Origin of the sequence: Thermodesulfobacterium thermophilum DSM 1276, assembly GCF_000421605.1 — a bacterium.
Lineage (GTDB): Bacteria > Desulfobacterota > Thermodesulfobacteria > Thermodesulfobacteriales > Thermodesulfobacteriaceae > Thermodesulfobacterium > Thermodesulfobacterium thermophilum.
In genome coordinates, this window is the sequence record NZ_ATXI01000013.1 from 48975 (window position 1) to 57756 (window position 8782).

At 35.4% G+C, this 8782-nt stretch carries 4 protein-coding genes; 2 read left to right on the plus strand and 2 right to left on the minus strand.

The window, feature by feature from the left end; translation table 11 throughout:
• The first annotated feature begins 27 nt into the window (after positions 1-27).
• The gene (locus tag H529_RS10505; protein ID WP_022855832.1) at positions 28-2190 is read left to right on the plus strand and encodes an ATP-dependent helicase; all 2163 of its coding nucleotides are present in this window, start codon (positions 28-30) and stop codon (positions 2188-2190) included.
• Between the two features lie 6 nt (positions 2191-2196).
• Positions 2197-3048, plus strand: coding sequence for a PilZ domain-containing protein (locus H529_RS0107105; protein WP_022855833.1), 852 nt, complete (start codon positions 2197-2199; stop codon positions 3046-3048).
• On the opposite strand, the gene mfd is transcribed toward H529_RS0107105, so the two are convergent.
• The gene (gene mfd / locus H529_RS10510; protein ID WP_022855834.1) at positions 3025-6444 is read right to left on the minus strand and encodes a transcription-repair coupling factor; all 3420 of its coding nucleotides are present in this window, start codon (positions 6442-6444) and stop codon (positions 3025-3027) included. The genes H529_RS0107105 and mfd overlap by 24 nt on opposite strands.
• An 82-nt stretch (positions 6445-6526) precedes the next feature.
• On the minus strand, positions 6527-8782 hold a 2256-nt coding region (locus H529_RS0107115), incomplete at its 5' end, for a sensor domain-containing phosphodiesterase (RefSeq protein ID WP_022855835.1).

The window sequence follows — 8782 nt, forward strand, 5'->3', positions numbered from 1 at the left end:
CCTCTTGAAGGCGTTATAATAACACCCATGAAAGTGTTAAAAACACCCCAATTAGACTTTTTAAAAGACTTAAATCCTGCCCAACTTGAGGCAGTCCAAACAATTTATGGTCCTCTTTTGGTAATAGCTGGGGCAGGTTCAGGAAAAACTAAAACTCTTACCTCAAGGATGGCCTATTTAGTAGCACAAGGAGTTCCTCCAGAAAAAATATTGCTATTAACCTTTACAAAAAGAGCTTCGAAAGAGATGATTCAAAGAGCTGGACTTCTTTTAAAAATAGACTGTGATAAGATCATGGGAGGAACTTTTCATTCTATAGCTCAATACATGCTTAGGTTTTACGGCTATCTTCTGGGTTATCCTTCTAACTTTACCATTATTGATAGAGGAGATTCTGAAGATTTGATAAATCTTTTGCGGAATAGCTTAGGACTTGCTGAGGCCAAAAAAAGGTTTCCTAAAAAAGAGACTTTAGCCAACATTTACAGTAAAATGATAAACCAACAAAAAACCTTAGAAGAACTTTTAAAAAACCATTATCCCCAGTTTTTAGATTTTTATTACGAGATAGAAAGGCTTTTGATAGAATATCAAAACTATAAAAAAGAACATCATTTAATGGATTACGACGACCTTTTAGTAAATTGGCTTACCATACTTAAAAACTTTCCTCAAGTAAGAGAGGAAGTAGGGAAACGTTTTGAGTTTATCATGGTAGATGAATACCAAGACACCAATACTCTTCAAGGTGAGATCATCAGATATATGGGAGAAAAGCATCAAAACGTAATGGTAGTGGGGGATGATTCTCAAAGTATTTATGGATTTAGAGGAGCTAATTATAGAAATATTTTTGATTTTCCTAAACTTTTCCCTAACACTAGAATCATAAAACTGGAACAAAACTACCGAAGCACACAACCTATCTTAGACTTAGCCAACCATATCATCGCTAAATCTAAACTAAAATATACCAAAACTTTATTTACTCTAAGAAAAACCGGAGAAAAACCTGTTTTATTTTTTGCTGAAGATGAAGCAGATTCAAGCAGGTTTGTTGCAGAAAAAGTTTTAGAACTAAGAGAAAAAGGGATAAAACTTTCACAGATGGCAGTGCTTTTTAGGTCTGCTTCTCATTCCTTTGATTTAGAGATGGAACTTGCTAAAAGAGGAATACCTTTTATAAAATATGGAGGACTAAAACTTTTAGAGGCAGCTCATATAAAAGATTTCATTTCTATCTTAAGGATATTGGTTAATCCTAAGGACTTTTTGTCTTGGAACAGGGTACTTTTATTGCTTGAAGGTATCGGACCAAGAACAGCAGAAAAGATATTGGAAGCTATCAAACAAGCCTCTAACAACCTGTTCTTTTCTTTAGAAAGACTTACGCATAAATTTTCTTTTTTAGAGTTTAAAAATCTTATTTCTCTCATAACTGGAGTTAGTGGATTTCAAGAAAAACCTTCTCAGTGTTTACTAAAGGTTTGGGAGTTTTATCAGCCTGTGTTCCAAAGATTATATTATGAGGATTATCACCGAAGAGAAAGAGACATAGAAGCCCTTATAGACCTTTCAGAAAAATACGATACTTTAGAAGAATTTCTAACAGACTTAATGTTAGAACCTATAGAAATAGCAGAAAAAAACACTGATAGTCTTACCGACCATTTAATCCTTTCTACCGTACATTCCGCCAAAGGATTAGAATGGCATACTGTTTTTATTATTTCACTTATAGAAGGTAGGTTCCCTTCGGTTTACAGTTTAGAAAACGAAGAAGAATTAGAGGAAGAAAGAAGACTTTTCTATGTAGCGGTAACCCGAGCAAGAGAAAACCTATTTCTTATCTCCCCTCTAACCACATACGTAAGAGGAGAAGGAAAAACCCTTGCTCGAGTTTCTCAATTTGTAAAAGATTTGCCCTCTAAATTGATAAGGGTTTATCACAAAAAAGAGGACCAAAAAGGATATACCAAAGACTCGGGGAACGGTAAAAAAATAGGTGAAACCAGCTTTACAGAAAAATTTATTCGTTTTAGGGTAGGAGATATGGTAAAACATCCTCACTTTGGTTTAGGAGAGGTGATGGAGGTCCTTAGTGAAGAAAAAATTAGGGTAAATTTTACGCAAAAAGGCCCTACTCTTCTCAATTTGAAGTACACAAAGTTAGAAAAAGTTATAAACTAAGGACTTATGCTTGAACGGGTTGAACTTTCAAAAAAAATTACTTTAAGTGTACTACAAAGAAACATTTCTTTAGGATCTTTAGAATACCTTCCCACACATATTAAACAAAATCTTGATTTTCATTTAAAAAAGGCTATTCTTCTTTATTCTCAACACAAAGTAGAGTATCTTACCATAAAACCTATAACAGGTAACAGCCTCGAAATACAAGTCTTTGATAGTTCAAAGTTTGAGATAGGAAAAATAATACTGATAATCCTCCAAGAAGGGCAAATAAGATATATTTTCCAATGTCTTGTCAAAAAAATAGAAAACAATCGGTTAGAGGTCGAAATTTTACCTCCAAGATATGACGAAAGGATAAAAATATCCGGGAACATTCCAGTTTTTATGTCTATAATGCAAAAAAATATAGGTAATCAATTTTTGCAATCAGATTATTACCTGATAAGAGAAAGTAACTTTGATATTAAATTTTTTGAGGAAACACAAGAAATCTACTTTTATGACCTGGTTATAGATAATCAAAATAACGTTGACCCTGTATTTAAAAATTATATTTCTAAAAATAACTTGATGGGAGTTTTGGTAGACATAAGTAGTGGAGGGGCTTGTGTTAAGGTCCCCAGTTTATTATTATCCTTTTCTAAAGAAGATTTAGACCAACTTTTTATGTTTTATTTAAAATTTGAAATACCTTCAAAAGAAAAAAAAATCAAGTTTGGATTGCTTTCTTCTCTTAGAAATCTTAGATACGAACAAAATTCAACCTATTTCCATTTTATGTTTCTACTTTCTTTTAAAAACGAAATTTGGAAAAAGATAAAATCTTTACTAACTTTTTCCACCTTCGTTTAAACTTTCTAAAACTTCAACCGCAAGGTCTATCGGGTTTTTACCTTGAAGTTTAAAACTAATTTTTGTCCCCTTTTTATCTTGTTTGGTATAAAAAGAAAGTCCTTTTTTATTAAGGACTCTAAATCGAGGCAATATCTCCTTCTTTTTTACCAGAAAAATTAGTTCGTTTCCTCTTAACTCTACTAACGGTATCTTTAAATCTTTCATGTATATTTTTAAAAGATAGATTTTAACTAAATTTTTTACAGGTTCAGGCATCTCTCCGTATTTATCTCTTAAAAGCTCTATAAACTCTAACAAATCCTCTTTGGTTTTATTTACCACCAACTCTCTGTATAAACTCAATCTTTCTTCAGTCTCAGGAACATACTCCTTAGGAATAAAGGCAGGCACCTTTAGGTTAACCTCTGGCTCCCAGTCTTCTATATCTTCCCCTTTTAAAGCTTTTATGGTATTTTCAAGGAGCTCTAAATATAGTTCATATCCTACCGTATTGATATGTCCTGCTTGTTTTATTCCCAAAAGCTCCCCTGCCCCTCTAATCTTCAAATCACTCAAAGCTAACTTAAAACCTGCACCTAAATCAGTAAATTTCATCAAAGCTTTAAGTCTTTTTTGTGCGTCTTCGGAAAGATTCTTTAACGATGGTACAAGTAGATAAGCATAGGCTGTTTCTTGAGAACGTCCAACTCTGCCCCTTAATTGATAAATGTCAGCCACCCCTAACATGTCAGCCCGGTTGATGATGATAGTATTAGCCGAAGGGATGTCTATCCCACTTCCTATGATAGGGGTACAAACCAACATGTCTATCTCTTTGTTTAAAAATTTATAAAGGTTTTTCTCTATAAGTTCTGACGGCATCTGTCCATGAATGATTTCTACTTTAACTCCTGGACATAATTTTTTAACATAGTTGGCCAAAGAACTTAGACCTTGTATCCTTGGGTTTACCAAAAAAATCTGTCCCCCTCTTTCCAGTTCTTTTTCTATCGCGTATTTTATCACCTCTGGGTCAAATTTTGCCAGAACAGTTTTAATAGGTTTTCTCCCTTCAGGAGGAGATTCAATCACAGAAAGATCAAAAACCCCAAGTAAACTTAACTGTAAACTTCTTGGTATGGGGGTAGCTGAAAGAGAAAGAACTTTTACATTTTTCTTCAATTGTTTTAATTTTTCTTTTTGTCTTACCCCAAACTTGTGTTCTTCATCTATAACTATAAGCCCTAAATCCTTAAACTCTACATCATGGGAAAGTAGTCTATGGGTACCTATAACTACCTTGATTTCACCTTCAGCCAGAGCTTTTAAAGTTTGTTTTTGTTCTTTTTCGCTTCTTAGCCTTGATAAAACCCCAACCTTTATCCCAAAAGGTTCAAGCCTTGGTTTAAAATTACGATAATGTTGCTCTGCTAAAATGGTAGTAGGAACAAGAAAGGCTACCTGTTTTCCTGAATAAGCCGCAACAAAAATAGCCCTCAAGGCTACCTCTGTCTTTCCAAAACCCACATCCCCTACCAAAAGCCTCTCCATCGGTTTATCACTACAAAGATCCTGTAAAATCTCTTCTATAGCCATCTTCTGGTCAGAAGTTTCTTCATAAGGAAAGGTGGCCCTAAACTCTTCATAAGCTAAAGCAGGAAAAGGAATAGAATAGCTTTTTAAAGCCTTCCTTTCTGCATAAAGAGATAACAGTTCTTGTACTACTTCGGTAAGCTCTTTTTCTATTTTTTTCTTTTTTATTAGAAAGGCTTTCTTCCCTAAAGCGTCTAACTTAGGAGGTTTTTCGGTTAAACTGACATAAGGATAGAGTTCGTCTAACCTAAATACCGGCAAATAAAGTTTATCTCCTCCCTCATATTCAATCTCTAAAAACTCACCTTCTACATCCTCAATGTTTAATATTTTTAGCCCTAAGTATTTTCCTATACCATAGACCCTATGAACCACTAAGTCTCCTGGTTTTAAATCTTCAAACTTCCTAAAATAACCTTTGGCCCTTTTAACACCTTGCTTAGAACTCCCTTCTTTAAAATAGCTTCTTCCAAAAAGTTCAACCTCTGAAGTGACCCAAAACTTTTGGTCTTTTAGATAAAATCCTCGTTTTAAATAACCCTGTTTAAACTCTAACCCTTTAGGATCCTCTACCCCTCTTACCTTTAACCCCTCTAAAATGGTTTGAGAGATCTGAGAATCACCTACAACCAACCAAACCCTATCTCCCTCTTCTAAAGAGGCCTTTAAAAGGTTAAAACCAGCCTCAATTCTTTCATTAGGAGCTAATATCCCTATTTCCTTTTGCCCTACCTCAAGGCTTAAAGTCTCTTCATTAACAGAAGAAACCCAAAAAAGTTTGCCAGCCTTGATTAAACTACCTTTTTCCAGGTAATTAAAAAATTCTTGAGTAGTTAAATAAACATCCTCTGGTTCAAAAAAAAATTTGCCCTTTTCCTTAGCTTTAAGGGCATTTATACGAATCTTTTCCCAAAAACTTTCTATCTTATTTTCTATTAACTCCGGTTCGTATACCAAAAAACAGGGTGTTCTTTTTAAATAATCAAAAGAAGAAGATAGTTGAGCATAAAAAATAGGCAACAAAAACTCGGGATTTTCGGTAAAACTTTTTTGCTCTATTTGGGTTAGCAACTTAGACAGATAGTCCTCTGGTATCTTTCCTTTCAAACTAAAAATTCTCTGATAAAGTGATTTTAAGTCTTCTGGCAAAAAAACCTCTTTACAAGGGATGATACTTACTTCTTCTAAGTTTAAAAAGCTTTTTTGGGTCTCGGGATTAAAATATTTTAACGCTATTATCTGGTCTCCAAAAAACTCAAGTCTTACTGGATATTCATAGTTAGAAGACCAGAGATCAACTACACCTCCTTTAACCGTAAAGGTTCCTTTTTCCCTAACAACTCCTACCCTTTCGTATCCAAGGTCTAAAAGCCGTAAAAGAAGATCTTCTCTATCTACCTTTTCTCCTAAGATAAGATAGACATACTCTTTTTTAAGCACTTCCTTAGGAACCACTCTTTTTAAAAAACTGCAAACATCTCCTGCTATCACTTTATATTGATTAAAGTTCCAGAGAATCCCCAATCTTTCGGTTTCTTCCTGAGAGTAAGACAAGGTGTCTTTAAACGGAAGTAAATCTATCTCCGGGTATAATCCGATCTTTTCTTCAGAAAAAATTTTAAAGGCTTGAAAAAACTCTTCTGCTTGACTAAATTCTGGAAAAATAGCCCAAACAACCTGGTCCTTAGGGAAAGGACCTCTTATAGCCTCAGCTACAAAACAAGCCAAAAAACCAATGTTATCAGAATTTAAAGACAGTTTAAATTGATTTTTATTAAAAATTTTTTCTAAATTTTTAAATAAAAACACTTTAGAGTTCATCTTAGTCTTTAAACCTGTTAAAGACTGGCTAAAAATTTAATTAAAAAAACAGAAAATTCAAGGTTAATGTGATTATGTCTTTCTAACTATCTCTGGATAATATTTCTGGATACTTTAAAAGAAGCTCCTCCTCTGGCAACGGCCTCTCTAACAAAAACCCCTGCACATAATTAAAACCTAACTCCCTTATTATAGCAAGCTGCTCCTCTGTTTCAACCCCCTCTGCTAAACTCTCTATCCCTAACCTTCTTGCCAGCAACACAATCACCTCTACCAAATCTCTATCCCTCCTGTTCTCAACCACATCCTTGATAAAACTCCTGTCCACCTTTATCACATCAACAGCCAATTCCCTTAAATAACTTAACGCACAATACCCTGTCCCAAAATCATCTATAAAAACCTTTATCCCTCTCCCCCTTACCCTCCTTATCACATCACTTGCATACCCCACATCCTCTATAAACACCCTTTCCGTTATCTCTAAATTCACTCCTTTACCAGTAAACTTATTCAAAAACCTCTCAACAAACCCCTTCCTACTAAACGACCTCCCTGATACATTAACTGAAATCGGAACCCTAAACCTCCTTGCCTTCTCCAATATATCCTCAAACATCCACTCCTCAAACTTAGGTAAAAACCGGCTCCTCTCTAAATAGTCTATAAACTCCGAAGGATTATAAATCTTACCATCCACCTTTATCCTCACCAATGCCTCTATCCCCGCCAAACTCAAATCCTCTGCCCTAAAATATGGCTGATAAAAAAACACAAACCACCTGTTCTCTAAAGCCTTCTCTAACAATTGGTCTAAAGAGATGATCTCCTGGGCTTTTAACTCCATATGTGAAGCAAAAAACCTAAACTCTCCTGCCCCTCCCCTCTTTGCCTCACTTAACGCCAATGAAGCCTTCTCCAACAACTCCCTTACACTTTTTCCGTCTCCTGGATAATAACTAATACCTACGTTAGTAGCAACCACTATCTCCTGCCCATCTACCTCTACCCTTATCTCCTTAACCAAACCAAGCCTATCTATCAACCCCCTTACATCTCCATAATCTTCCTTCCTCAGAAAACATCCAAACTCATCTGCCCCAAGTCGAGCTATCAAATCCTTACTTTCTGGGAAAATACCCTGTAAAACCTTACCAATCTCCTTTAAAACCCTATTCCCTACCTCAAAACCATAAGTCCGGTTGATGTAGGTAAAATTAAATATGTCTATAACTACTAAACACCCCTCAACCACTTCACCTAAAAGCTTGTTAACCTCTTTCTCAAAACCCTCAACATTCAAAAGACCTGTCAAAAGATCCCCTAACATAACCTTCTCTAACTTGGCTATCAACCCCCTTTCCTCACTAACATCCCTACCTAAAAAAATAAACCTTCTTACCCCTCCTCCAACCTCTATGGGATAAATCTTCATCTCCATATAGCTTTTTCTTATAGGACAAAACAATACATCCTCAAATTTATCTCCTTCTTGAGATACAAACTTCAAAAATACAGGATAAAAATCAGAACCATCCGATAACTTAAAACCAAACATCTCTATAGATTGCCCAACAATCTCATCAAAAGACCTACCACATTCCCTCAACACGTTCTCGTTACAGAAAACTATCTTACCTTTCTCATCTAAAATCATTACAATTGCCGGAGACTTAAGAAGAGCTTGAGAGATGATAACATTGTTTCTAATCTCCTCTATCCTCTTTAACGCAAACTCTATGTCTCCTTTAAGCTCCTCTAAAAGCCCTAAGGTCTCATCGGTAAAAAAATTGGGCTCCTTGGCATAAAGCCCTAACACACAATAGGGATTACCATCTTTATAGATAGGTATCCCTGCTACTGAAAGATACTGCCTCTTCAAAGCCTCTTCCCTCCAAGGATAAAAACGAGGGTCAGTTCTTATGTCAGAAATCATGGTAACCATATTCTCTCTGAGGGCGGTGCCTACAGGTCCTCTTCCTTCAAGTACCTCTGCACTTATAGAAACTTTGATTTTTTCTAAATATCCTGCCTCATATCCATAGTAATACTTAGGTTTGATAAGTAGTGTCTCCCAATCCGGAAATCCTACCCAAACAAACCTAAGCCCTATCTTCTCCACCAGGTTCTTACAAATCTTCTCAAAAACCTCCTCTTCAGTTAGAGAACTGGTTATCGTCTGGTTAACCTCTTTAAGCATCAAAACTATGTTTTCAAGCCTCTTCTGCCTGGTAATGTCTATCAAAACCACAAAACCTGCTGGCTTACCCTGATAGGTGATGGTGTTAGCAAAAGTAAGGGTATACCTTATCTCCCCAGTTTTCCTTAAAATTTTTAA